General features: G+C 37.6%; 23 protein-coding genes. 7 read left to right on the top strand and 16 right to left on the bottom strand.

What is annotated here, in order from left to right; all coding sequences use genetic code 11:
* Position 1: 1 nt before the first annotated feature.
* The 9 genes from U0R10_RS03710 to fucP all read right to left on the bottom strand — a co-directional run bounded on the left by U0R10_RS03710 (position 2) and on the right by fucP (position 8,336).
* The gene (locus tag U0R10_RS03710) at positions 2-1,057 is read right to left on the bottom strand and encodes an alanine racemase (RefSeq protein WP_377982590.1); all 1,056 of its coding nucleotides are present in this window, start codon (positions 1,055-1,057) and stop codon (positions 2-4) included.
* Positions 1,054-1,833, bottom strand: a complete 780-nt coding sequence (locus tag U0R10_RS03715; RefSeq protein ID WP_377982592.1) for an L-fucose dehydrogenase — start codon at positions 1,831-1,833, stop codon at positions 1,054-1,056. The genes U0R10_RS03710 and U0R10_RS03715 overlap by 4 nt, the downstream gene beginning before the upstream one ends.
* Before the next feature lies 1 nt (position 1,834).
* On the bottom strand, positions 1,835-2,653 hold the full coding sequence (locus tag U0R10_RS03720) for an amidohydrolase family protein (protein ID WP_377982594.1): 819 nt from the start codon (positions 2,651-2,653) through the stop codon (positions 1,835-1,837).
* Complete coding sequence (locus tag U0R10_RS03725; RefSeq protein WP_377982596.1) at positions 2,650-3,498, bottom strand: fumarylacetoacetate hydrolase family protein; 849 nt, start codon at positions 3,496-3,498, stop codon at positions 2,650-2,652. The genes U0R10_RS03720 and U0R10_RS03725 overlap by 4 nt, the downstream gene beginning before the upstream one ends.
* Positions 3,499-3,501: 3 nt before the next feature.
* A complete protein-coding gene (locus tag U0R10_RS03730) occupies positions 3,502-4,140 on the bottom strand; it encodes an SGNH/GDSL hydrolase family protein (RefSeq protein WP_377983009.1) in 639 nt (212 codons plus the stop codon).
* A 44-nt stretch (positions 4,141-4,184) separates the two neighbouring features.
* Positions 4,185-4,928, bottom strand: a complete 744-nt coding sequence (locus tag U0R10_RS03735) for an SDR family NAD(P)-dependent oxidoreductase (protein ID WP_377982598.1) — start codon at positions 4,926-4,928, stop codon at positions 4,185-4,187.
* A gap of 97 nt (positions 4,929-5,025) precedes the next feature.
* Complete coding sequence (locus U0R10_RS03740) at positions 5,026-6,672, bottom strand: UxaA family hydrolase (RefSeq protein WP_377982600.1); 1,647 nt, start codon at positions 6,670-6,672, stop codon at positions 5,026-5,028.
* A gap of 4 nt (positions 6,673-6,676) precedes the next feature.
* Positions 6,677-7,009, bottom strand: a complete 333-nt coding sequence (locus U0R10_RS03745) for an L-rhamnose mutarotase (RefSeq protein ID WP_377982602.1) — start codon at positions 7,007-7,009, stop codon at positions 6,677-6,679.
* Complete coding sequence (gene fucP / locus U0R10_RS03750) at positions 7,002-8,336, bottom strand: L-fucose:H+ symporter permease (protein WP_377982604.1); 1,335 nt, start codon at positions 8,334-8,336, stop codon at positions 7,002-7,004. The genes U0R10_RS03745 and fucP overlap by 8 nt, the downstream gene beginning before the upstream one ends.
* 84 nt (positions 8,337-8,420) lie before the next feature.
* Between fucP and U0R10_RS03755 the strand changes: the two genes are divergently transcribed.
* Positions 8,421-10,880 (top strand): M14 family zinc carboxypeptidase, encoded by a 2,460-nt coding sequence (locus U0R10_RS03755; RefSeq protein ID WP_377982606.1) that lies wholly within the window; start codon positions 8,421-8,423, stop codon positions 10,878-10,880.
* Complete coding sequence (locus U0R10_RS03760; protein WP_377982608.1) at positions 10,870-12,303, top strand: alpha-L-fucosidase; 1,434 nt, start codon at positions 10,870-10,872, stop codon at positions 12,301-12,303. The genes U0R10_RS03755 and U0R10_RS03760 overlap by 11 nt, the downstream gene beginning before the upstream one ends.
* On the opposite strand, the gene U0R10_RS03765 is transcribed toward U0R10_RS03760, so the two are convergent.
* Genes U0R10_RS03765 through ligA form a run of 4 tightly spaced genes read right to left on the bottom strand, consistent with a single transcriptional unit; the run spans position 12,269 to position 15,886 of the window.
* A complete protein-coding gene (locus U0R10_RS03765) occupies positions 12,269-12,718 on the bottom strand; it encodes a hypothetical protein (protein ID WP_377982610.1) in 450 nt (149 codons plus the stop codon). The genes U0R10_RS03760 and U0R10_RS03765 overlap by 35 nt on opposite strands.
* Positions 12,699-13,001: a Dabb family protein gene (locus U0R10_RS03770; RefSeq protein ID WP_377982611.1), complete on the bottom strand. Its 303-nt coding sequence runs from the start codon at positions 12,999-13,001 to the stop codon at positions 12,699-12,701. The genes U0R10_RS03765 and U0R10_RS03770 overlap by 20 nt, the downstream gene beginning before the upstream one ends.
* A complete protein-coding gene (gene dapA, locus U0R10_RS03775; RefSeq protein ID WP_377982613.1) occupies positions 13,001-13,900 on the bottom strand; it encodes a 4-hydroxy-tetrahydrodipicolinate synthase in 900 nt (299 codons plus the stop codon). The genes U0R10_RS03770 and dapA overlap by 1 nt, the downstream gene beginning before the upstream one ends.
* A gap of 3 nt (positions 13,901-13,903) precedes the next feature.
* Complete coding sequence (gene ligA / locus U0R10_RS03780) at positions 13,904-15,886, bottom strand: NAD-dependent DNA ligase LigA (RefSeq protein ID WP_377982615.1); 1,983 nt, start codon at positions 15,884-15,886, stop codon at positions 13,904-13,906.
* Positions 15,887-15,984: 98 nt separating this feature from the next.
* On the opposite strand from ligA, the gene rpe reads away from it, so the two are divergent.
* Genes rpe through U0R10_RS03800 form a run of 4 tightly spaced genes read left to right on the top strand, consistent with a single transcriptional unit; the run spans position 15,985 to position 20,550 of the window.
* Positions 15,985-16,644, top strand: a complete 660-nt coding sequence (rpe, locus tag U0R10_RS03785; protein WP_377982617.1) for a ribulose-phosphate 3-epimerase — start codon at positions 15,985-15,987, stop codon at positions 16,642-16,644.
* Positions 16,645-16,685: 41 nt separating this feature from the next.
* Positions 16,686-18,677: an OmpA family protein gene (locus tag U0R10_RS03790; RefSeq protein ID WP_377982619.1), complete on the top strand. Its 1,992-nt coding sequence runs from the start codon at positions 16,686-16,688 to the stop codon at positions 18,675-18,677.
* A complete protein-coding gene (locus U0R10_RS03795) occupies positions 18,674-19,798 on the top strand; it encodes an acyltransferase family protein (protein WP_377982621.1) in 1,125 nt (374 codons plus the stop codon). The genes U0R10_RS03790 and U0R10_RS03795 overlap by 4 nt, the downstream gene beginning before the upstream one ends.
* Complete coding sequence (locus U0R10_RS03800) at positions 19,798-20,550, top strand: glycosyltransferase family 2 protein (protein WP_377982623.1); 753 nt, start codon at positions 19,798-19,800, stop codon at positions 20,548-20,550. The genes U0R10_RS03795 and U0R10_RS03800 overlap by 1 nt, the downstream gene beginning before the upstream one ends.
* A gap of 41 nt (positions 20,551-20,591) precedes the next feature.
* Here the strand turns inward: U0R10_RS03800 and U0R10_RS03805 are convergent, their stop codons facing one another.
* Positions 20,592-21,164, bottom strand: a complete 573-nt coding sequence (locus U0R10_RS03805; RefSeq protein ID WP_377982624.1) for a carboxymuconolactone decarboxylase family protein — start codon at positions 21,162-21,164, stop codon at positions 20,592-20,594.
* Between the two features lie 48 nt (positions 21,165-21,212).
* Positions 21,213-21,761, bottom strand: a complete 549-nt coding sequence (locus U0R10_RS03810; protein WP_377982625.1) for a peroxiredoxin — start codon at positions 21,759-21,761, stop codon at positions 21,213-21,215.
* Between the two features lie 107 nt (positions 21,762-21,868).
* Between U0R10_RS03810 and U0R10_RS03815 the strand changes: the two genes are divergently transcribed.
* Complete coding sequence (locus U0R10_RS03815; protein ID WP_377982626.1) at positions 21,869-22,792, top strand: hydrogen peroxide-inducible genes activator; 924 nt, start codon at positions 21,869-21,871, stop codon at positions 22,790-22,792.
* Here the strand turns inward: U0R10_RS03815 and U0R10_RS03820 are convergent.
* Positions 22,779-24,071, bottom strand: a complete 1,293-nt coding sequence (locus U0R10_RS03820; protein ID WP_377982627.1) for an MFS transporter — start codon at positions 24,069-24,071, stop codon at positions 22,779-22,781. The genes U0R10_RS03815 and U0R10_RS03820 overlap by 14 nt on opposite strands.
* Positions 24,072-24,075 lie beyond the last annotated feature (4 nt).

The following is a 24,075-nucleotide window of genomic DNA, read 5'->3' on the forward strand; positions in this document are numbered from 1 at the left end:
CTTAAATAGTTATTTTACGGTCACGTGCTAATACCTTCCAAGTGGATCCGTCGGTTACTTGCAATGATTGGTGCAAAGCTACTGTGGGGCAAATATGGTATGGATACATGCGAATTACTTCTCCGATGGCATAGCTTGAGTTATCTCCCACTTCCACAATGCCGTGTTCTTCACTTTGACTAAGTAATTTCCATTCAGGATGGTTGATGAAGGTAAGCCGATTTTCAATCGAATTTTCAGGGGCAACTGATTTATGTCCTACATCGATGCAAATGGTGTGGTTGGTTGGCTTAGATATAATTCTGCCAATTATTTGTACGGCTAATTGAACGCTTTCTTGGGGATACAATTTTGCATACCCCGTATCAAAGAATACAAATGTACCTGGACTACAAACAAATTTTGGATTCTGATGATGCACTAAAAAACTAGGAGTTCCTCCTACGACCAATTCTAAATTGGAATCCAAATGGTTTACTAAGTCATAAAAGTGCTCAAAATCCTTCTCCACATGTTTTTTGCGGTCTTCGATATTTACATCACGAATGTGACCATCATACGCGTGAAGTCCCACTAACTGCAGCGAAGACAAACTTTGAATATGTCGAATGAGTAGTAATGCCGCTTCGGGACGAATGCCTGTTCGATTCATACCCATGTTTAAGTCGACGAAGACTTTTTGGTTTTCCGAGATTTCTGCCAACTGCGTTGCAGGTACTCGGTCGTCTAAAAGGCATGAAAATGAGGTTTTGGGGTACTTTTTTTGAAGTTCAATGAATCGGGTGAGCGTTGTACCTGTGGGTTGCATGGATAACAACACATCTGGTGCTTCATCTAGGGCTAATAATTCAGCTTCAGCGATGGTTGCTGCTTTGAATTTGTAAATCCCCGCTGCCAAAAGCATTTGGTTTACTTCCCGCGTTTTATGTGTTTTTATATGCGGTCTTAGTCGATGTGGATTATTATCCACTTGATTCAAAATCCAAGCTATATTGGCCTGCACGATTTTGGGATCTACGAGTAATCCTGGGCTGACTAAATTACGTTCTTGAATCATAGTGCCCGATCTAAGTGAACATATCCTCCGTCCACATGGATTAATTGACCTGTGGTGTGACTTGATTTAGGTGATAATAAGAAAGCAACCATAGCTCCCAATTCATCAGCGGTAGTCATTCGTTGGCCTAAAGGAATCTTTGATTCAATTTCTGCTAATTTTTCTTTCGGGTTTGGCAAGGTTTGAATCCACTTTTCATATAGTGGCGTATAGCATTCAGCAACGATCACCGAATTAACTCGAATATTAAATGGCAATAATTCTACAGCCCATTCGCGTGTCAAAGCGTTTCTTCCACCATTTGCAGCAGCGTAAGCGGATGTTCCTCCTTGTCCTGTTTCTGCAGTTTTGGAACCGATATTTACGATAGCACCTTTGGATTGTTTCAGGTAGGGTAAACAAGCTTGCGCCAGCAGATAATAATGAACTAGATTGGCATGCAATGACTGCATAAAGCGCTCATATGTGCCATTTTTGAGTCCTACCCCATCATTTACGCCTGCATTATTTACCAATCCATCAATGCGTCCAAACATGTTTACTATCTCTTTTACCACGCGCGTACATTCCTCCGGTCGAGTTAGTTCAGCTACAAATGAAAAAGCTTGTCCTCCTGTGGCTTGGATGATGTTGATGCATGCTTGGTTGTCAGCTTCGCTTCGGCCTACAATAACAACCATGGCAGATTCTAAGCCTAAGGCTTGGCTGATTCCCGCGCCAATCCCCTTTGCGCCACCGGTTACAATGATTACTTTTTCTTTGAGTCCTAGATTCATATTAGTCTAATGCGTAAAAGTTGATGCAATTTGATTGATTTATTTTTTCCTGCTCCGACTTGCTTAGTGATTGAATTTGTGACGTGTAAACGTCTATCCACGTATCTAATTCAGCGGCGACTTTAACTACAGGGTAATCAGTACCAAACATCAATCGATCTGGTCCAAATACAGCTAATGCCGTATCTATCACTTCTTTCATTTGATCCTTGGTCCAATGTTGCCAATTGGCTTCGGTCACCAAACCAGATATTTTGGCAGACACATGATCTAATGATTTAAATGCTTGTAATTCTTTTTTCCAAGCGTTTAAATCTCCCGATTTAATCGGTGGTTTTGCCAAATGGTCTAAAACAATTTTCTGTTCAAGACTTTGACAAAAATTAATGCCTGAATGCAACTGATGTGGTAAAATCAGTAAATCATAGGTATAATCGAAGGCATCTAGCGCTCGAATACCTTTTAAAAATGCGGGTCTCTTTAGAAAATCAGAATCTTTTTCACCTTGAATGATATGGCGAAAACCTTTTATTGTTTCAAATTGTGAGAAATAGGCAAGTCGGTCTTCAATATTGGGTTGTTGCAAATCCACCCAGCCTACTACTCCGCGAATAAAATCGGATTGTTCTGCTAAAGCCAGGAGAAATAACGTTTCTTCTTCAGACGATGCAGCTTGGACTGCGACACAACTTTGTATTCCTTTTGATCGAAATGTTTCTTCATCAGGATAGAAATCAGCACGAATTACGGACATTTCTGGTGTTATCCAGGCGTCTCGTTCTTCATCATAGTTCCAGAAATGCTGATGGGAATCAATCATAATGAATAAGCTACGGCTGTCTGTTTTTGTTCTCCTAGTCCATCCATTCCTAGTGTTACTACGTCACCAGGTTGTAAATAAATGGGTGGTTTGAAACCTAATCCTACCCCATGTGGTGTCCCCGTAGAAATCACATCACCTGGTAAAAGTGTCATGAATTGAGAAATATAAGAAACTACCTGAGGTACGTTGAAGATTAATTGATCTGTGTTTGATGTTTGAAAACGCTTCCCATTTACATCGAGCCACATGGATAAATTATGCACATCTTTTATTTCATCTTTTGTCACTAAGACAGGTCCTAAAGGGGCAAATGTGTCACATCCCTTTCCTTTGGACCAGTTGCCACCGCGTTCTAATTGGTATTCGCGCTCTGAATAATCATTATGTAAACAATAACCAGCTACATAATCATAAGCCTCTTTTTCTGAAACATATTGGGCTTTTTTGCCAATAACGATGGCTAATTCCACTTCCCAATCTGTTTTGGTTGAACCCTTCGGAATAACTACAGGATCAAATGGACCACTTAGTGCAGTTGTTGACTTAAAGAAAAGTATCGGCTCCGTTGGAATTTCTGCACCTGTTTCACGCGCATGATCTGCATAGTTCAATCCCACGCAAATGATTTTGGATGGACGGGCGACACATGAACCAATTCGCTCTGGTGATTTGATTTTAGGTAAATCTGTTGAAGCGACTATATTGGCTAGTTTGGTTAAACCATCTGCTGCAAAAAATGCCTCATTGTAATCTTGAACATGTGCTGAAACGTCTAAATAGCGACCATCGATAAGAACCGCTGGTTTTTCTTGTTCAAATTCTCCTATTCTTACTAATTGCATCGACTATAATTTTTTGATTGTTTCCCACATGGTCTCAGCTAAAAACTGGTTACCTGCTTCATTTAGGTGTACGCGATCTGTTGTTAATATGCCTGAAGCCTTATTTTCAATGTTGTTTTTCTCCTCGTAGCTTAAGAATGCCTTACGTAAATCAATCAATTTACATTGATTATCTGTGGCAATTTTCCGAATGATATTTGAATACGCATTTAGGTCACCGTCATTCTCATTTGTTGCATCGAACTTCTCGCCAATGACCGTTGGAGTACATATAACTACCTGAATATTAGCATTTTGTAGTCGCTTAATTAAAGCGTTATAGAACCTTTCAAACTTGTCGGCATCTGTACCTGTCCGTGAGGATGTCTTATGCCATACGTCATTAATTCCTACATAGATGATGACAATATTAGGTTTTTTAGCAATGACATCTTCTTCGTGACGAAGGTATAAATCATAGATTTTATTGCCGCCAATACCCGCTCCGATAAGTTCGTATTTACTGGCTAGGCCTTGTGCGCCGAGCATTTCAGCCATTTTGGTAATGTAACCTGTTTTGTTAACTCCAGCTTGTGTGATTGAATCACCAAAAAACACGATACGTGTAGGATTTTCAAGTGTTGTGTATGAGCTTAGGCTCATGCTGATTAAACAAATGATGCTTAAAATATTCGTTTTCATAGGTTTTAATTGTTTAGATAAATGAATCCACCGTCGATTGGATAATCACATCCTGTGATGAATGCGGCTTCATCAGAGCATAAATATAAGGCTAAATTGGCAATTTCATCAGGTTTAGCCATGCGACCTAATGGCTGTGTTTTTGATAATTTTTCAAACATTTCTGCTTGATTGTCGGGATAGTTTTTAGCAATAAATCCATCTACAAATGGCGTATGGACGCGTCCAGGTGATATGCAATTGCAACGAATGCCTTGATTGATATAATCTTTCGCAACGGATTGCGTCATAGATTTAATCGCCCCTTTGGTCATGGAGTATCCAAAACGATCAGGAATCCCTACGGATGCCGCTACAGATGCCATATTCAAAATAACCCCCGACTTTTGTTTCACCATGTTGGGGATAAAGGCATACATGCAATGATAAGCGCCCTTTACATTAACATCAAAAATACGCTGGAAGTCGGCAGGGCTCGTTTTCTCCAAATTTCCAATTTGAGGAATACCCGCATTATTGACCAAGATATCGATTGAGGTCAAACGCATCGCTATTTGCTCCACCATTTCAAGGTCTGTAATATCTGCTTGATGGAAGTTGATTTTATCAGGCAATGGTTCAGCTGGTTTGTGTAAATCTATTACATTTACCTCCGCACCTTGTTGGAAGAATGTTAAGGCAATGGATTTACCAATACCCGAGCATCCGCCGGTGACAACTACTTTTTTACCTTTTAATGAAAATAGCATAGTTTATATTTTAAGTCGCTAGTCACTAGTCACTAGCAATTATTTTTTCTTACCTCTTACCTCTTACCTCTTACCTCTTACCTCTCACCTCTTACCTCTAAAGCGATACTCCTCTTCTCCAGAACATAAAATCATCCTGTCCCAAATCCATCGCTTTCGTCGTAATCTCACCGGAAGCCAGTTTAATCACATATTCCAAGACCTCTTCACCCATTTCTTCAACCGTTTTTTCACCGCTGATGATTGGTCCACAATCGATATCAATGATTTCAGGTAATTTATTTGCTAACCGTGTGTTCGTTGACAACTTAACCATCGGGCTAATTGGATTGCCTGTGGGTGTTCCTAAACCTGTTGTAAACAATTGAACTGTTGCACCTGCTCCTGCCATTCCGGTGGTGGCCAACACATCATTTCCGGGTGTGCAAACTAAGTTTAGACCTTTTTGTGTTGCGTATTGGCCATATCCAAGTGCGTCAACGATTGGTGAAGAACCTGCCTTTTTAGCTGCACCTGCCGATTTAATCGCATCCGTGATTAATCCATCTTTAATGTTTCCTGGAGAAGGATTCATGTCGAAGCCTGCTCCTACTGCTGCGGCACGTTTGGCATATTCTCGCATCATTTTACCAAAATTATCTGCTACCTCTGCCGTTACAGAACGATTTTGTAGTTCCTGTTCTACGCCGCATAACTCTGGAAATTCGGCAATCATGACTGTTCCGCCTAGTCCCACAAGCAAGTCGGCCGTATGTCCAATCGCCGGATTAGCCGATATTCCTGAAAAACCATCGGATCCGCCACATTTAACCCCTAAGCGTAAAGCAGATAATGGCGCAGGTTTGCGGTCCATTTGATTGATTTCAATTAAGCCTTCAAACGTTTTTAATACAACCTCATTTAGTAAATTTTCAACTCCACTACCTTCATCTTGCTGTTGTTCAAAGATGTGCAATGGCTTATTGAATTTCGGGTCTTTTTCGGCTAATTTTTGTTTGAAAACGGCAATTTGTGAGTGCTGGCAACCTAAACTTAATATAGTAATCCCGCCTACATTGGGATTAACACAATATCCAGCTAATAAGGCACATAGGTTTTCGGAATCATCTTTGTTTTCGCCACACCCACTTTCATGTGTTAAGAATTTAATACCATCCACATTGGGAAATAGTGTGCTTTTGGCAATAATAGCTTCATTTGAGCTAGAGCCTAAGGCTAAGGCCTTCCCTGCTTCAAATTGCTTACGTAAATGAATGACCTGCTCAGTCACGGAATCATTTTTCTGAAAGCCTAATCCTTGAATGAATGCATTCTTTAGTAATTCAATGTTTCTGTTTTCACAGAAAACTAAAGGAATGACCAACCAATAATTCTGTGTCCCTACTTGTCCATCCGCGCGGTGGTATCCATTAAATGTTCTGTTTTTGAATTTACTAACATCCGGACTAGACCAAGTATAGTCTTTTAACTTTCCTTCAAAATCTTGTGAGGCATGATGAAGATTAAACGTATGAATTAATCCACCTTTGGGGATATCTTGGCTTGCATGACCAACTAAAACACCATACATATAGGCATTCCCATGTGTACTTATTGCTTCTGTCGTAAACTTGTGTTTGGCTGCAATGTCATCTTGTAAAGTTATTTTGTTTCCTTCATGCTCAATAACAGTACCTGCTTTAAGGTCTTGTAGGGCAACGAGTAAATTGTCAGATGGATTTATTTGTAAAAAAGTACGAGACATAAAATTAATTTAAACTAAAAATGCGTTTGGTTAACACCCATTTTTCCGTGGGTTTCGATCCGGGAATTCGTTGTTGGAATTGATTCATTAAATTCTCCCAAGCTTGCACTGCTTCATTTTCTTGATCTGCTTTAGCTTTTGCTTCAAAGCTAAACGAATCATCAGTAATCATTTCCATGACCAATCGATTCGCATAGCGGTATATTTCCATCGATGTAATTCCTGATTGACGTATACTTTGATCGATTTCTTTTGGAATCAATTCATGATACGCTTCATATTGCTTGATGGAAGATTCTTCATCTACCAAATCTAAGATTAAAATATATCTATTCATGTGTAGAAATTCTGGATCCACGGTAAGCAAAATAGACGATATAACTAAAACATAACATAGGTATTGCCAATGCCATATTCGTATTGATCTTAAATAAAGATGCAGCTACTGGAGGTAAAATGGATCCGCCCACGATCGACATAATAATTAATGAAGAAGCTAATTTCGAACCCTCTCCTAGATTTTTACAAGACAAGGCAAAGATGGTTGGAAACATAATAGATTGACAAAAATAAACCATCATTAATGCTACTACCGCCATGATACCGCCACCCATCATGGCAATTATGAGTGATGCCACTGCACCGATCGCATAAATACCTAGAATTTGGTTTGATTTAAATTTTCCCATCAGGAAGGTGCCTAAAAAACGACCCAATAAGAACAAGATGAATGCAAAAGAAGCATGAAAACTAGCCATTTGCGTTGCCGACATCTCTGAGGTAGTCTGATAAATTTTCTCAACAATCCATAAATTGGTTTCTGGGGCATAATCAATTTTTAGGTCAACGAAATTGCCCCAAAGTGTTACCTGAGCGCCTACATTTAAAAACTGAGCAATGATGCCTAATACTAGATGCTTATGTTTTAATAAGTCACTGATCGTCACTTTTGATTCTTTTTGTTCTGCTGATTTTAATTCAGGCATTTTGGTAAATGCAAATAAAATGGCAACAAAACTGACAACACACCCCACCAATAAATAAGGAGTTTGTACGGAAGCAGCATGTGCAGCACGAATGGCCTCGGATTCAGCTATGGGCATTGTCGCTAATACTTCTGCGCTATACTCTTTCTCTGAAAAGATAAATAACCCGCCTATGACAGGTCCTAATATGATACTTATTCCATTAAATGATTGAGCAAAATTTAAACGATAATCACCTTTTGCGGGATCTCCTAAAACCGTTACGTAAAGATTAGCAGCCGTTTCTAAAAATGCAATTCCACTTGCAATCATAAATAAAGCCACTAGAAAAAAGGAATAGGAACGAACATCAGCTGCCGGGTAAAACAAAAAGGCACCTGCTGCATATAGGATCAATCCGAATAATATACCCATCTTATATCCATACTTACGCATCACGACACCAGCAGGTAATGCCATGACAAAATATCCTGCATAAAAGGCTGTTTCTACGATGTTTGCCTGCCAGCGTTGTAAGTCTAAGGCAGTTTGAAATTGCTTGACTAATGTTCCGTTAAGGCTATTAGCTAATCCCCACAAAAAGAATAAACTGGTAACTAATATGAGTGGAATGGTGTAATTCGACTTCTCAGTCGATTCTACCTGAATTGATTCGTTAGCTGATTGTGGTAACGCCATAAAGAATTGTTTTAGTTGAAAGTCAAAAGTTCTTTCAATTTACCTTCTTTTTTCTTTAATTTTAATTTTTTCAGCGAACTAAATATGATGAAATTTTTACTGATCTGCTTATTCTCTATTACTACGTTTTGTGCGTTGGGCCAACTAAAAAGTCCGGATGAATTTTTAGGCTATCCACTAGGGTCCCGCTTTACCTATCATTATCAATTAGTTAATTATTGTAAGTATGTGGCAGCGCAGAAACCTGCCATAGCGGAATGGGTTTCATACGGTCAAACAAATGAACATCGCGAATTAGGGATGTTGATTATTACCAAACAGGAGTTGAGAGGGAAATTAGGGGCGATTAAGGAGCAGCACCAACAAGTTATCCAAGGACTAAAGTCACCGTCAAGCGATTTGCCAGTTATCATCAACTTATCTTTTAATGTGCACGGAAATGAAGCAGCAGGATCTGAAGCTGCTTTAGGAGCTATTTATGATTTAGTTAAAGATGGTGGATTATTGAACAATTCAACGAAAGATTTCGTCGTCCTTATGGACCCATGTATAAATCCTGATGGACGTGATGCGTATGTGACGCAATATAATCGCCGTAATTTTACCTTAGGCGGAAATGCGGATCCCAACGATCAAGAACATTTTGAGGGAAGTGTATCTGGTCGGCATAATCATTTCTCATTTGACTTAAACCGTGATTGGGTTTGGCAAACACAAATTGAAACACAGCAACGCATGTCAATTTTTCAGTCCTGGTTACCTATGGTTCATGCAGATTTTCATGAGCAGAGTTACCAGCATTCCTATTACTTCCCTCCTGCTGCTAAACCTTATTTGAACTTTATTTCGTCAACCACGAAGGAATTGCAATTGAGTGTTGGCAAATCATTTGCCCAGCTATTCGACCAACAAAAATGGCCATATTTCACGTCCGAGGTGTATGATTTGTTTTATCCTGGTTATGGCGATACCTATCCAGTATTAAATGGAGCATTAGGTATGACGCTGGAACAAGGTGGAATTCGAGGTGGATTACAGGCTCAAAAATCTAATGCTGATACGATTCGATTCATGGACCGAGTAAATCATCATCGTCAATTAGCTGTGAACTTAGTGGGTTGGTCCTTAACTAATAGTGAGTCTGTCAAAAATTCCTTTTATCAGAATCATACGAATGCACGTACTAATCCGTCCAACGTATATAAAAGTTATTTGATCCCTAAATCTGAAGTCGTTAAATCTTCCGAGTTGCTTCGCTTATTGAATCGAAATCGTGTTCGCGTGGGTCAAGTAGATAAAGACTTTCAGGCTAATGCGTTCTCCTATCAGGAACAAAAAAATGTACCCATAAAGGCATCTGCGGGCGATCTATTAATATCTGCCTACCAATCGGCAGCACCTATGATTCAAGCTTTATTAGATCCAACACCTGTTTTAGAGGATTCATTAACGTATGATATTACGGCTTGGAATTTATTTCAAATTCATGGAATACGCGCTTATGGCCTAAAAGAAAAAGTTTCTTCAACTGCCTACAGCGAATCGCGCTTCGTCGAGAATCAGTTCCAAGAAAATCATTTAGCTTATGTCTTCAAGCCTTCATCTCAAAGTTCTGTTTTTGTAAACTCATTACTAAAGGCTGGTTATTTAGTTGTTTTTAATGATAAAAAAGTGGGTTTTGAAGGTCAGACTTTTGAACCTGGACACCTTTGGGTTTTAAAGAAACGTGGTACTTGGGAACGCTTAAATCAATTAGCTTCTAGCGCTCAAGTGTCATTGTTTGGGATAAATTCATATCGTTCTCAAGAAGGAGCTGATTTAGGATCTGAGCATTTTATTCATCTGAAACCAAGTCATGTTGCTGTTGTGGTGGATGGATCTTTTGATGTAAACCAACAAGGGGAATTGGCATATTATTTGACCAAGCAAATGCAATTGAATCCAAGTTTTATTCCAATGTATCAGGTATTCAAGGCAAACTTATCGGCCTATTCACATCTTATTTTCCCCAATTCTAAGTCGATTGATTTGTCAAAATCGCAACAAACGTTACTGGATGATTATGTGCGTAAGGGTGGACAAGTAATTCTTTTTGAGAATTCGGGTAGTTTGATAGGTAAAGATTTAGTGTTAAAAGAGAAAGACTTAACGGATTCAACAGAAGTTCAAGTGGCATACGAAGATGCTGAACGACATGAAATTTCGAAGACACTAACGGGTAATTTATTGGAAGTTCAGGTTGAGAAAACACATCCATTGGGTTTTCGAGTAAATCAAGCCTCCCTATTGCTTATTAATCAGGCAGAACGATTGGTCAAGCCGAATGTAAAATGGAAAGCGATTCTTCAAACAAATGAAAAGCCAAACTATTTTGGATTTATGGGAAGCAAGGTTAAATCTAAAGTTTCAAACAGCTTACTGATGGCCAGTTATTCGATGGGTTCTGGTCGTTATATATGGTTTGGTTTTAATCCGTTATTCAGAGCTATTCCCAATCAATCAATGGTTTTATTCGAAAATTCAATTTTATATCATGGTAACTAAGCGGATTCTTTTTCTTGTTTTAATGCTTTCTGCAGGTCGTATATATGGCCAACAAATCAAGCCAGTGTACCCTATTCCGTCAGCTAAGCAATTGGCTTGGCAGGAATTAGAGTATTATGGATTTATTCATTTCAATATGAATACGTTCACGAATGTGGAATGGGGAGAAGGAAAAGAAGATCCGAAACTGTTTAATCCAACCCAACTTAACTGTAATCAATGGGCACGAATTGCGCGTGCTGCGGGTATGAAAGGTTTGATTTTAACAGCAAAGCATCATGATGGGTTTTCTTTATACCCGTCAAAATATACAAGCCATTCGGTTGTTAAATCTCCTTGGAAAAATGGTAAGGGTGATGTTGTTAGGGAATTAGCTGATGCATGTAAACGTCATGGGTTAAAACTTGGTATTTATCTTTCACCATGGGATCGATTCCATCCTGATTACGGTACGGATTCCTATAATCAGGTTTATGCCAATATGCAGAAGGAATTGCTAACTCAATATGGTCCCATTTTCGAATTTTGGTATGATGGTGCTAACGGAGAAGGTCCAAATGGAAAGAAGCAAGTGTATGATTGGCCATTATTCCATTCTATGGTTACTACGTATCAACCTCAGGCAGTTCAGTTTTCAGACAGTGGCCCAGATATTCGTTGGGTAGGTAACGAACGAGGATATGCTTATGAAACGATGTGGTCACCGCTGAATCGGGAAGAAATTTATCCGGGCTATCCAAAATTTGATGATTATCGTCAAGGACAAGAAAATGGAAAACATTGGGTTGCTCCTGAGGTGGATGTTAGTATTCGTCCAGGTTGGTATTACCATCCTGAACAAGACGATAAAGTTAAAAGCCCGGATTCATTAATGAAGATTTATGTGGCTTCTGTGGGTCGTAATGCCAATTTACTACTAAATATTCCCGTAGACACACGCGGATTAATTCATCCCAATGACTCGGCGTCTATGATTGGTTTTAAACAGGTACGTGATCGAAGTTTGATTAATTTGATTAAATCGTCAGATGAAATTACGGCTTCTTCTCGTGTAAATGGGCATCCTATTTCGTTTGTGCGCGATGTGAATAAACGTTCATTTTGGGCGGCTGACGCAAAAGATACCATGCCCACAATTACATTTACCCCTCAAAATTCAGTCATTGTGAATGCCATTGTTTTACAAGAGCCTATTTCGTTAGGCCAAAGAGTTAAACGGTTTTCGGTTAAACTAACAGATGTGGCAGGCCATGCGGAAGAAATAAATGGGCAGACGATTGGAAATAAACGCATATTGACTTTTCGCGAGCGCAAAACAAAAAGCATCCAAGTGAAATTCTTGGATGCCCGAGGTCAAGTATTGATTTCGAATTTTGAAGTCTTGCGAATTATTTCACAACGTAACGAACCGCTTTACCAGTAAACTGATATCCATTGGCATCTTTTGTGCTGTAAACGGAATATTTGACGTCAATTAAAGCGGAAGCACCAAGTTCTTCTGCTTTAGAGACCATTTTTTCTAAGATCTCTTTTTTCTTGTTTTGATGGACGCCACGATAAAGCATTTTATCGTTTTGCGTTTGGTTAACAGTTAAAGGAACTTCATCAGAAATAGAAATAGATTCGATGAGTTCATAGGATTGTTTTGGTGTTTCATTGAAGTAAACGACATCGATGGCATACTTTACTGGTATTTCAAATCCTAATCCATCATGTCTTTCGACGCCCCCATTTTTAAAGTCAGGACTGTAATATGTGTTTGGTTGTATGTGCTTGGAGCATGATATCCCCGTAATTAGCAGAAGGCCTAAGGCCCACTTAGATGGATTCTGAATCATATATAAGTACTTTGTCCCAAAGTGATGCACAATCTTCGATAAATTTCAAATGAATGGGATGTGTTTGATATACATCGTGTCCAGCTTCTGTTTCAAATGTAGTTAACAGACAGTAATCATAGGAACGATCAATGACTGGTCGGTCCGTTTTTGCAGGTTTTCCAACACTGAATACGTCTACCGTATCTACTTCAGCTAAAGAACTTACTCCTGCCTCGAATTTTTGAATATCTTCTTTAGATAATCCTTTTTTTAACCAAAAGTTTACAATGTGTACGAACATTAGTTTTTTAAGTTTTCTTGTTTAATAATTTGGGCTAATTTCTCTCCTAATCCCTCAGATGCTGATGCCAAAGGCATACGCACTTGGTCTTGCATTATATTTTGTAAGGCTAAAATCTTCTTTACGCCCACTGGATTGCCTTCTTCATACAAGAATGGATCAATCGTTAAAAATCCTTTTAATGCTTTTGCAGCCGTGGCAAAATTTCCCGCCAAAGCTTCGTGAATCATTGCCGTGAATTGTGCTGGAAATGCGTTAGCAATAACAGACATAACACCTACACCTCCGATGGATATGATGGGAACGGCCTGAACATCATCGCCTGAAATTAAAAGAAAGTCTTTAGGTTTATGAAAAGCTATTTCCATGCATTGTTCAATGATACATGAAGCTTCTTTTATTCCAATGATATTTTTATGTTCAGCCAATGTTAATACGGTTTCTGCCGACATATTAATTCCTGTTCTGCCTGGAATATTATACATGATTACAGGAACTGGACACGCATCAGCAATTGCTTGATAATGTGCAATAACGCCGCGAGCACTTGGCTTATTGTAATAAGGGCAAACTGAAAGTATAGCATCTATACCTTCGAAATCGGTTGATTTAATTTGGTTGATTAAACTTTCTGTGTTGTTACCGCCTAAACCGTATACGATGGGCAAATTTCTGGAATTACTCTCTTGGATGGTCGCTACAATCTTTTTCTTTTCATCAGCCGTAGTTGTAGCGGATTCCCCTGTAGTACCTTGAACGACAAGGTAATCAACACCACCTTGACTAACATGATTGATAAGATTCTTTAAACCATTCCAATCGATGGAACGATTTGCTAACATCGGTGTTACGAGTGCAGGTGCAACACCATGAAATTTAGGTAATTGATTAGATTGCATACATTATGAAAGAAGAGCTAAAAATTCTTCTTCGCTTAAAATTTTAATATTCAGTTGATTAGCTTTTTCAAGCTTAGCGGGTCCCATGTTATTTCCGGCAACTAAATAATCTAGTTTGGACGAAATACTTGATACTACTTTACCGCCATTTGCTATTATTTTGGCTTTTAATTCTTCTCTTTCAAAGTTTTCAAAGACTCCCGAAATTACGAAACTTTTTCCGACTAAGGACTCCCCTTCTAGGACTATTTCTTGGAGATCTTCCGCTAATTGAATCTTTGCTTCACGTAATTTTGATATGATCGCTAGATTCATTGGATTATTAAAATAATCTAAGATGCTAATCGCGATGCGATCTCCAATTTCAGGTATGGCAATGAGTTCGTCATAATTTGCGGCTGCTAGGTTATCTAGACTATGAAATGCAAGTACCAATTTTTCAGCAATGGTGGCTCCCACATGTCGAATGCCTAATCCAAATAATACTTGCCTAAATGGAATTTGCTTAGACTTTTCGATTGATTGTAAAATGTTAGCAATTGATTTTTGTTGAAATCCTTCTAAACCCCAAAAGCTCAGTTCACTTAATGCATATAAATCTGCAGCGTTTTTTATAATACCTTTTTCATATAATAAATCAATCGTTTCAACACCAATGTTTTCAATGTTTAATGCTTTACGTTGAATGAAATGTTCAATTTTCCCTTTAATCTGAGGAGGACATGCTGTTTCATTAACACAATAATGATTTGCTTCACCAGGTAATCGCACTAATTCCCCGTGACATTCGGGGCAATGCGTTGGAAAGTTGAAAGGGATGGCACCGTTGCTTCTTTTAGTTAAATCAACACCAGTGATTTTCGGGATGATTTCACCACCCTTTTCGATAAATACACTATCTCCTTCATGTAGATCTAAGCGTTGGATCTCATTGGCATTATGAACCGAAGCCCGTTTAATGACTGTTCCTGCTAGATATACTGGATGCAAATTTGCCACGGGAGTAATGTTTCCAGTGCGTCCTACTTGATACGACAAGCTTTCTATTTTGGTTTGGGCAATCTCGGATGGATATTTAAATGAAATGGCCCAACGAGGTGATTTGGCTGTGTATCCTAAGCGTTCTTGTTGGCCTAAATCATTAATTTTTATGACAATACCATCTGTATTCAAGGGTAAATCATTTCGTTTTTCATCCCATTCATGGATGTAAGCGAGTATTTCATCAACCGAAGCGCATTTTCGCCATGTTGGCGATACCGGAAAACCTTGTTGGCTCATTAAATTTAACCCTTCCTCATGCGTTTGAAATGGTATTTCATTTCCTACAAAAGAATATATAAAGCAATCCATGTTTCGCCGTGCCACTTCAGCTGAGTCTTGCATTTTGAATGTGCCTGAAGCGGCATTTCTAGGATTAGCTAAGGGAGCATCACCTTTTGCAACTTTTTCCTCATTAATTTTTTCAAAGGAACTAATTGGCATAAATCCTTCCCCACGAACTTCGAATATTTTTGGGAATTTTTCTGAATTTACAGTGAGTGGAATACGACGGATTGTTTTAACATTTTCCGTGATATCATCCCCTCTTGTCCCATCTCCACGTGTCACGCCTTTAATTAAGCGTCCATTTTCGTACCAAAACGATAAGGCTACTCCATCAAATTTTAACTCACATATATATTCATAGGGTTCATCACCCAATGTCTTTTTAATTCGCTCATCAAAATCTCGTAAATCTTCCTCATTATATGTATTTCCCAAGGATAACATTGGAAACTGATGTATAACGGATTTGAATGCTTTGGTGATGGTTCCGCCCACGCGTTGAGTTGGGCTATCTGGAAGAGCAAAAAGAGGATTTTGAAGTTCTAATTGCTGGAGTTCATGCATTAATTCATCAAATGCCTGATCCGAAATTAAACTCTCGTTATTTTGATAGTAGGCTTCATTATATTGGTTTATGCGTACGACCAATTCCTGCATGCGCGACTGAATATCCATAGCCTTAATTTAATGTGGCAAAGTTAACTCGTTTCGTGGGAGAAATAAACCTTAGTAAATAAATTTCATACCTTTGTATTATGGACAAACTGATTATAGCACCTTCGGTATTGGCAGCAGATTTTGCCAACTTACAAAAAGAAACTATGATGCTGAACGCATCTAAAGCGGAATGGATTCATATCGATGTTATGGATGGTGTTTTTGTTCCTAATATTTCATTTGGTTTTCCTGTACTTCAGGCAATTAAGAAACATACCTCTAAGTTTTTGGATGTTCATTTAATGATTGAAAAACCGGAAAGATTCTTGAAGCAATTTGCAGACTCGGGTGCAAATATGATCACGGTACATTTGGAAGCATGTCCTCATATTCACCGCACTATTCAAGAGATTAAAGATCTGGGTTGTCTGGCGGGTATTGCGATTAATCCAGGTACACCTGTTTCATTATTAAAAGATGTAATTAATGACATTGATCTTGTCTTAATTATGTCTGTAAATCCTGGGTTTGGTGGACAAAAATTCATTTCTCATGCTGTGAATAAAGTCCGCGAAGCGAAATCTATGATTCAGTTAACTGGCCGTTCTATTTATTTAGAGGTTGATGGCGGTGTTGCTTTAAATAATGCTGAGTCATTAATTGAAGCTGGGGCCAATGTACTTGTAGCTGGAAGTTTTGTTTTTTCATCTGCTAATCCACAAGAAACTATTTCTCAATTACTCCATTTGGCGGATTAGGCTATATGAGGCTTCGGAAAGTACTCTTTATTGGCGTAATTATGTTTGCGAATTTTATTTCCCACGGGCAATCTGTTCAATGGGCAAGTAAAATTATTGCATTTTCAAGTGAGTATACCGATCAATTGTTGGGAAAGGAATATCGAGCAATTCATGCGTTAGGTAGGCCAAGTAAATACCCTAAGTTTGGAAATACACCCAGCGCTTGGCAGTCTTTGACTCCAGATAGCCCTTCAGGAGAATACTTAATTGTCTCTTTTGATACGGTAAAACAGATTAAACAAGTTGTTGTTTTTGAGAATTTTGGAGCGGGATCTTTAACGCGAATTGAAGCTTTTGATGAAAATAATAAGCTTTACCTATTAAGAGAATTGCCACCCAGTTATGCACAGGCGAATGGTCAGATTACTCGAATTAAGCTAAATGCATTAACTCCATTTAAAGTTAAATCGATTAAAATTACCTTGAATTCGGAACGGGTTAAAGGATTTAGTCAAATTGATGCCATAGCTATTTCGGATGATGATAAGCCTATTGAAGCTAGTATAGCTTTAGAAAAAGACCCCAATGCTTCCTTAGTTAAGGAAAATTTAGGGCTCGCAATTAATTCCAAGTTTAATGAAATATGTCCTGTAGTCAGTCCGGATGGAAAATCACTCTATTTTACGCGTTGGAAGCACCCTGAAAATTTAGGTAGCGCAAAAAATCAGGATATTTGGGTGTCCCAGCTGGGAGATGATAAGAAATGGATGAAAGCTAGTTTATTCCCTGCCCCCATAAATAATGAGGAGAATAATGCCGTTTGTGGCATTTCGCCCAATGGTAAAACCATGTTATTAAATAATGTCTATGGCAAGGATGGTCAAATGGAAAAAGGAGTTTCTTTATCCTTTAAGTTACGAACAGGAGACTGGAGTTTCCCTAAGCCAATTAGAATCCAAAATTTTAAAAATAAATCAGAATATTCTGAATATACTTTAGCGCCGAATGGTAAAATTCTGTTGATGACTACAGAGACTAAAGATTCCTATGGTGGAAAAGATATTTATGTGTCATTTTTAAAGTCAGATGATACGTGGACGGAGCCTAAAAATATTGGTCCCAATGTTAATTCAGGTGAATCAGAGTCTACACCTTTTATTGCACCTGATGGAGTGACTATGTATTTTTCTTCCAGTGGGCACGTTGGCTATGGGAATAATGACATTTTTTTAACCCGTAGATTAGATGATACTTGGTTGAATTGGTCGATACCAGAAAATGTAGGACCTGTAGTAAATACCAACCAATGGGATGGTTATTTTTCTGTCTCAGCGCAAGGTGATTATGCCTATTTTAGTTCGGTGGAGAATTCAATGGGGGCTGAGGATATTTATCGGATTAAAATTCCAGAAAAGGTAAAACCTCAGACTTTGGTACAGTTTGCCGGTAAGGTAGTTGACGCAACCTCTAAAAATCCTATGAATGCCAAGATTGTTGTTAGGTCAACGATTAGTTCTGACACCATGGCGGTTGAATATGATCCTTATTTAGGAGATTTTTCATTTATGTGGCCAACCAAAAAGCCTTTTGTCGTTGAGGTTAAATCAAAAGGTTATTTAGCTAAAAGAGAACAATTTGATTTTCGGAAGGAATCTAAGTACATGGAATTAAATCGTATCATTTCATTGATGCCATTAGAGATTAACAAACAATTCAAATTACCAACCTTGAATTTTGCCCAAAGTAAAGCTGACATACAAAAAGAATCATTTGAAGCTTTAGATGGAATTGTCTTAATTTTACAAGATAATCCTGTTTATCATATCTTGATTGAAGGTCATACAGATTTGCAGGGTGATTGGAATGAAAATTTACAATTGTCTGTTGACAGAGCTATTAAAGTTAAAGAGTATCTAATTTCTAAAGGAATAGAAAGTTCGCGCATTCAAACTAAAGGTTGGGGTGGAACGAAACCGGTTTCTTCTAGTGTATTGGAGGATAAGCGTCGACTGAACAGACGTGTTGAATTTACATTATTTTTTAACGAATGATTTCAAGTAAGCCCGTATATTTTGAACAGTTGAATGGGATTCGTTTCATTGCAGTGTTTCTTGTATTAATTGATCACTGGCTTATACCGATTAATCCATTTTCATTTTTTGGTCATTTGGGGGTGGTCATGTTCTTTGTATTAAGTGGCTTTTTGATTACACGAATTCTTTTTGAGAATGCGGATAGTTGTCGGGCTCATCACTCCTCGCCTATTGTCAAAATGGTGCGATTTATATACCGTAGGTCTTTACGTATTTTTCCTATCTATTTCCTGCTCTTAGCCGTTGGCGGCATTTTTTCCTTGTCAAATTTTTCTGAAATCGCTGGTTGGTTAATCAGCTACACACCTAATTTCTACATTATTCTTCATAATCGCTGGATGGGTGTTTGGGATCATTTATGGTCTTTGGCTGTAGAAGAGCAGTATTATTTATTTTTCCCTTATTTTATATTCTTTATTTCAGCAGCAAAATATCCTAGATTGTTGATTTGGATGCTATTGATAGGAATAGGCAGTCGACTTAGTTTTTTTCTTTTGGCTTCACATGAAGTCAAAGAATCATTTTGGATGATATCGTATGTGAATCCTTTGGCTGCCATTGATTCGTTTGGTTTAGGGGGTATTTTAGCTTATTTGTATCATTACAAAAATGAACAATTTGTAAACCTTGTTTCAAGAAGCTATTTTCTGCCAATAAGTCTATTGGCCTTTGTTGGGATACTTTATTTAAGCCATGTATCAATTAATACACATGATAACATATGGGCAATTGTATTCGAACGATTTTTTGCCGGTTTGTTTTCGTTCTTTTTAATTGCCCAAGCAATCGGATCGAGATCCTGGATGCTAGGTCGTTTTTTAACGTTTTCATGGGTTTCATATATTGGTCAGATTTCCTATGGTATATACCTGTATCATAATGTAGTGTATAATTATTATCATGAAAAGGGAAATACTATTATTGGCTATTTAGCTACATTCCTGCCAAATCTTAATGTAGAATTGCCTAATTTTATTCTTATAAAGTTTGTTTTGAGTGTGATTATCGTGATAATCCTAGCTAGTTTTTCTTGGTTTTTTATTGAAAAGCCTATCAATCGTTTTAAAAATCGTATTTAATGGAAAGTCCTTTAGAATTGGTTATTGTAATTCCAGCCTATAATGAGGAAGCATGTATTCATGAAGTGGTACCTCATTGGATTAATGGAATTGCTGAAGTGATACCTAAGGATCAATTTAAATTGCTAGTGATTAACGATGGTTCTCGGGATAAAACGGGAGTTATTCTGGATGAATTAACAGATCAATATCCTAATTTGATTGCTAAACATCAATTAAATGGTGGCCACGGAAATGCAATTTTCAATGGCTATCAAATGGCTGTTCAAATGAACCCAAATTTTGTATTCCAAACAGATTCGGATGATCAATTTGTGCCAAGTGATTTTAAAAATTTCTGGGATAAACGAAATGAGTCGGATTTTGTGTTAGGTTTCCGCGAGGTTCGCAACGATGACCCGTTTCGACTCCTGATTACTCGAATTTTGAAATATTCATTGTTGTTCATTTATGGAACTTATATACATGATGCCAACATTCCTTTTAGATTAATTCGGACTTCTTTTTTAAATAAGTTATTAAATGCTTTACCTCATCAGACACCATTTGCCCCTAATATATTTTTGTCTGTTTTAGCAAAGAAATCAGGTCAAAAACTGTTTAATATTCCTGTTTTACATAAAGAACGCGAAACAGGTGAAGTTTCGATTCGGCATATGAAATTGCTAAAGGTTTGTTGGCAATCTTTTAAGGAATTAACCAAATTCCGTCTTCAACTCAATAACTTAGTAAGTGAAATTAAAAAAGGCTAATTCTATCCGAATTAGCCTTTTTTATAATAATTAGGTACGAACTATAACAATACGATTAAGCTTTTAATGATAGCCGTTAATCGAATCGCATCTAAAATTCTTGCTTCTGTAGCTCCGTGATTTTTCACTGAAACTTCATGTGATTTCACACACATTTCACATCCATTTATCGCTGAAACAGTTAAGCTCGCTAATTCGAAAAATTCCTTTCCTAAAACAGGATTCATCATAATAGACATGCGAATTCCAGCTGGGGCTGTATTATAATACTCCTTATCTACAAAATGCTTAAATCGGTAGAAAATATTATTCGCATTAAGTAAAGAAACTAACGCATGAATTTCATTGATTTCTGCTTCCGACGCACCTTTACTCGTAGCCAATTCCGTTAAGGAACTAATTGTTCTTTCGTGTTTTTGATTAACAGAAACAGCAAGCGCCAACAAGATAGCTTCCTTCTCATTTAATGTTTGTGCACGTAATGCATTTGAAACATTTATCTTAAGATCTTTAATATAACGGTGATCAGCCGCATCTAACGCATCTAAAAGTGCGAAAGATTCTGTAGCAGGGATATTTATCTCTGCCAATAAGTTGTCTTTTGTCTCACTCATGGTTGTTGAATTAAATAGCCCCAGGTGATCCTGGGGCTAAAAGAATGATTACAATGTAGCGTCTCCAGCTTTCCAATTACATGGGCAAAGCTCGTCAGTTTGTAAAGCATCTAAAACGCGCAATACTTCGTCTACATTACGTCCAACTGATAAATCATTGGCAGAAGCCCAACGAATAATACCATCTTGGTCAGCGATATAAGTTACACGGTATGCTACCTTCTCGCCTTCTGTTAAGATTCCTAATTCTTCAGCTAAGCTTTTTGAAGTATCAGCTAACATAGGGAATTTTAGTCCACGTAAATCATCGTGATCTCTTCTCCACGCAGCATGAACGAATTCTGAATCTGTAGAAGCACCGATTAACGAAGCATCACGATCAGTAAAATCACCAGCACGACGATTGAACTCAGCAATTTCTGTAGGGCATACAAAAGTAAAATCTTTTGGCCACCAGAACATGACTAACCACTTTCCGTCTTTTTTGTGATCTTCAGAAGTAATGGTCGCGAATTCTTTTCCTTGCTCTAAAGAAACAACTGCAGTTTTTGAAAATGTAGGGAATTGGCTTCCTAAGCCTAGCATGTAATTTGCCATTTTTATGTTTGTTTATATGTTTCTTAAAATAATGGTGCAAATATGCAGGTTCTAATAATATCAATCAAATCTATATTTTTTATATTTGTATAAGTAAAAATTATAATATGACTATTACGCAACTAGAGTATATTGTTGCTCTTGCTGATCTTAAAAGTTTTTCAAAAGCAGCTGACTTTTGTTGTGTTTCACAACCTAGTTTAAGTATGCAAGTACAAAAACTGGAGGATGAGTTAAATTTGACTTTGTTTAATAGGCGAGCCAAACCTCTAGAGCCTACTGTTGAAGCGTTAGATATAATTAGTAAAGCTCGAATTATTCTAGCTGAAAGTAAATCTATTCTCTCTTTGACGAAAGAGTGGTCTAATTCCGTTAATGGTCATTTGGCTATAGGTGTAATACCAACTATTGCACCTTATTTAATGCCTAAATTTTTAGCTGATTTTCAAATTAAGCATCCTGATTTAGATATTAGTATTTCTGAAACGACAACAGAAAACATTAAGCGTGATCTTGCTTCAGGCAAATTAGATATTGGAATTTTGGTTACTCCACTTCAAAGTGATCTTGTCGAGTTGCCCCTATATTATGAGGAACTATTTCTTTATTCCAATGTGTGGGAAGATGATGGATCAAAACTTAAATCTGAATTAGATCCTGCTAAATTATGGTTATTAGAAGAAGGACATTGTTTAAGTAATCAAGTCAATTCAATTTGTAATATAAAGGCCGGCTCACACATGGGCGCAAATTTAACGTATCAAACTGGTAGTTTAGAAACGATAGTTCGATTGGCCGATTTAGGATTTGGCCAAACGATAATTCCACAGATGTTTTTAGATTATATAGATAACAAATTGAAAGAAAAGGTTCACAACTTGCCCTCTCCCATTCCAGTTCGAGAAGTATCGCTAGTTCATGCTAAATCATATTCTAGAAAAGCGATTATTAAAGCTTTGCAATTAGAGATTCTGGGTCATATTCCTATCTCATGGAAATCTGCAAATAACCGTTCAATTATCCCAATATAAGCGAATTAGATTTTGATCTGATTATTTTAACAAGGAAATAGAGGCTTAGCATAAATACAACACCTAGTACCAAAATACCATTACGCATATTTCCAGTTAATTGAATTATTAAACCAAAAATAAAAGTTCCTAATACTGTGGATAGGCGGTCACAGACATCATAAAAACTAAAATATGAGGCTGTGTCTTTCTCTCCTGCTGGGCATAACTTAGCAAATGTTGCTCGGCTCATGGATTGAATTCCTCCCATGACGAAACCAATGCCACTGGCAAGTAGATAAAAGTTCATTTGGTTCTTCACGGTATAGGCAAAACCACAGATTAATATCCAAACGCAAACAATTAAAAATAACCCTTGAATGTTCCCAATTTTTGATGACAGTTTCGCACAAAAATAAGCGCCAGGTATGGCAATTAATTGAATAAGTAAGATGGTTATTATTAATGCATCCGTTGGCAAATGTAATTCTTCAGAACCAAATAAGGCTCCTAAATACATGACTGTTTGAGCACCAAGGTTAAATAAAAAGAAACTAGACAAAAAGGAACGTATTGTTTCATTTTGTTTTATTTCAGCATAAACGTGGGATAATTCTTTCCAACCACCTAGCCAAAAACTCTCTTTCTTAGTATTGGAATTACTTGTTGGTAAATAATGAAATGGTATTTGTGAAAATACGAACCACCACAGCCCTACACTAAGAAAAGATATTCTAGAGGCTAAATCTCCAGATATATTGCCATACCATTGAGGCATTAGAACCATAGATAAATTTTGCAGTAGTAGAATAACACTGCCAATGTAACCGTACGTAAATCCACGCGCGCTTAATTCATCAAATCGATCAGGAGTTGCGATTTGCGGTAAAAAGGAATTGTAAAAAACCATACTTCCACCCCAACCAATAATTGAAAAAAGGAATCCAAAGGTTCCAATGTAGTAGTTGCCTTTTTCAAAGAAAAAAAGCATCATGCAGCTTATGGAGCCTAGGTAACAAAAGAATTTCATAAAACCCTTACGCGTGCCTTGGTAGTCGGCAATACCAGATAATAGCGGCATTAAGATTGCCAATATTAGAAACGCAGCTGAAATGGTATATGAAAATACGGCTGTATTGACCAGTTCTAATCCAAAGAAATTGATCTCCTTTGAATTATTTGCCATAACTGCAGCAATTGGAAAGTAAATTGGAAAAATTGCTGAGGTAATTGTTAGCGAATGAACTGAATTAGCCCAATCATAAAAAGCCCAGGCACGTAATACTTTGGGATTATTCATGTTC

Origin of the sequence: Aquirufa avitistagni, from assembly GCF_042715545.1 — a bacterium.
In the GTDB taxonomy this organism is placed as follows: domain Bacteria; phylum Bacteroidota; class Bacteroidia; order Cytophagales; family Spirosomataceae; genus Aquirufa; species Aquirufa avitistagni.